Annotated in this window: 3 protein-coding genes; all 3 read right to left on the minus strand. The window is 28.4% G+C overall.

All coding sequences use genetic code 11. The annotated features are described in order from the left end of the window. The coding region (locus MR593_RS11015; RefSeq protein WP_290692826.1) for an AAA family ATPase at window positions 1–1,330 on the minus strand (1,330 nt) is incomplete at its 3' end. A 141-nt stretch (window positions 1,331–1,471) separates the two neighbouring features. Continuing rightward, window positions 1,472–2,113, minus strand: a complete 642-nt coding sequence (gene pcp / locus MR593_RS11020; protein WP_290692828.1) for a pyroglutamyl-peptidase I — start codon at window positions 2,111–2,113, stop codon at window positions 1,472–1,474. Between the two features lie 75 nt (window positions 2,114–2,188). After that, window positions 2,189–2,539: ferritin-like domain-containing protein (locus MR593_RS11025; protein WP_290692830.1), on the minus strand; the 351-nt coding region annotated here is incomplete at its 5' end.

The following is a 2,539-nucleotide window of genomic DNA, read 5'->3' on the forward strand; positions in this document are numbered from 1 at the left end:
CCTCAGATATTTGAACTTCTTTAAATGTAAATCCTACACCATTTACTATAGGTGTTAAAAAAGCCATAAATATAAGCCTTCCCTCTCTTTCAATAAATTTACTATCTAATGAAGAGTAATTTTCTTTCATATATTGCTGGAATTTACGAAGAACTTCCTCTATATCAAGTCCACCTTCCTCTGTTATAAATGAATTTTTAAAATTATACAAACTCATATCTTGTACTTTAGTAGATAATTTAGAAATCATATAATTATATAAAATCTCTTCAAATATCTTGTTGCTTATTTTTAAAACATTGTCTGAATCGCTAAATATACCATAGGTAATACCTAAATCAATAATTGGATCTAATCTATTAAATACAATACTTTCTCCATTTATCAATATTCTTCTTACTAAAAGATATAGTTCTTTATTATTTTCTATATTTTTAATTACGCTTTCAAATAAAGTATTATTCTCTAAAGTTATAATTTTTACGCTTTTTTGTATATCTTTTATATTCCAACTTTCCTTTTCATCTGGATAAAATCTTTCGTCTATAATCTGACATATCCTACTTACTAAAAAAGGGTATCCACTTGTAAAAAAATATATTTCCTTTGAAATCTCATCCACATTTATATTTAAGCCATTATCTTTATTATAATCACTTATCATAGTCCCAATTTCACTACAATTAAAACTCATGTCTATATTAAAATCGACTGCGATATTCCAAGGTGAATTGTATTTTATACCTTCATCATTTCTTATTTTTAATTTTAAATTTTTAATATCATGCACTCCTGCTAAAATTACACTTTTAAAACTGTCTTCAAAACCTTCTATCATATTTAAATACCTGCTTCTGAGCATACCTAAAAAGCTTAAAAATAACTGGTTATTGCTGGATTTATCTACTTCATCTATAATTAATACGACTTCCTTTTCACTTTCATATATGAAATCGCTTATAACTTCATCCAAGTCCATAAAGTTAGATACATTTTCAACCATCTGCTGTAATTTCCTAGAAAGTTCTTTGTTATTTTTTCTAAGTGATTTAGAAAATAACTTAATTATAGCTTTAGACATCAATTCTTCATCAGAAAATGCCTTGTCTCCAATTCCCTCAAAACTAATCCTTATCACTACATAATCCTTTTGTAATCTCATTTGAAGTTTTGATAATGTAGTAGTTTTTCCAAATTGACGCGGTCTATTAATAACAAAATATTTATTTTTTTCTATCAAATCTACAATTTTATCTATTTTATCATTTATATCAACCATATAATGTAAGTTCTCAACACACACACCTGTTGTATTAAAGTATTTTTTCAAATTGAACCTCCTATATAATACAATAGTTCAATATTCGTTATTGTCTACAAATATTGAACTATTTATACCCTTAAACTTTTCATTATTATTTACTATAAATTGTATCATATAAATCTATCTTATTTATATAAATATTTTTTACTAACATATTTCTCCACCTATGACTTTTATATCTTCATTATATAAAGTACATGCTTCTATAGCCAGTTCTAACCCTTTTACTATTTCCTCCAAAGACATAAAAGGCATTCCCTTTTTATCAATTACCTGTGAAGTCATATACGGTATATGGATAAATCCACCCTTTATATTTGGATATTTTTTATCTATCATATATAATATTCCATACATCACATGATTACAGACAAAAGTACCCGCTGTATTAGAAACAGATGCAGGTATTTTATTTTCGTTCATATGTTTGACCATAGCCTTTATTGGTAACCTTGAAAAATATGCAGGTTGTCCATCCTTTTGTATAATTTGATCTATCGGTTGGTTGCCTTCATTATCTTCTATTCTAAAGTCGTCTATATTTATAGCGACTCTCTCACAAGTTATATCAAATCTTCCACCTGCTTGTCCTACTGATATTACTATATCTGGTTTATACTTTTCTATTGCTTGTTCTATAGCCTGTACTGATTTAGTTTTCACTGTCGGTATAGTTATTTTTATAACCTGTGCTCCATTTATATTGTCGCTTACCATTTTTACAGCTTCTTCAGCTGGATTTACTTGCTCGCCTCCAAATGCATCAAATCCTGTCAATAAAATTTTCATCGTAACGACCTCCTGTATTTACTTAAAAAAGGTCCTACAATTTCTTGTAAGACCTCTATCTAAAAAATTTAATTTCTATCCAAAATATCTTTGTAATAATCCTAAGAATGCTTTACCATGTCTAGCTTCGTCTTTACACATTTCGTGAACTGTATCATGTATAGCATCTAATCCAAGTTCTTTAGCTCTCTTAGCTAATTTTAATTTTCCTTCTGTTGCTCCGTATTCAGCATCTACTCTTACTCTTAAGTTTTCTTTAGTATCTGCTACTACACATTCTCCTAGTAATTCAGCAAATTTTGCAGCATGTTCTGCTTCTTCGAAAGCTATTCTCTTATATGCTTCTGCTACTTCTGGATATCCTTCTCTATCTGCTTGTCTACTCATTGCTAAGTACATTCCTACTTCTGTACATTCTCCTGTGAA

The organism is Intestinibacter sp. (genome assembly GCF_022780145.1).
Classification (GTDB): domain Bacteria; phylum Bacillota; class Clostridia; order Peptostreptococcales; family Peptostreptococcaceae; genus Intestinibacter.

Excerpts from the sequence above, each read along its gene's own strand:
- pcp (WP_290692828.1), bottom strand. The coding sequence starts at position 2,113 with ATGAAAATTTTATTGACAGGATTTGATGCATTTGGAGGCGAGCAAGTA.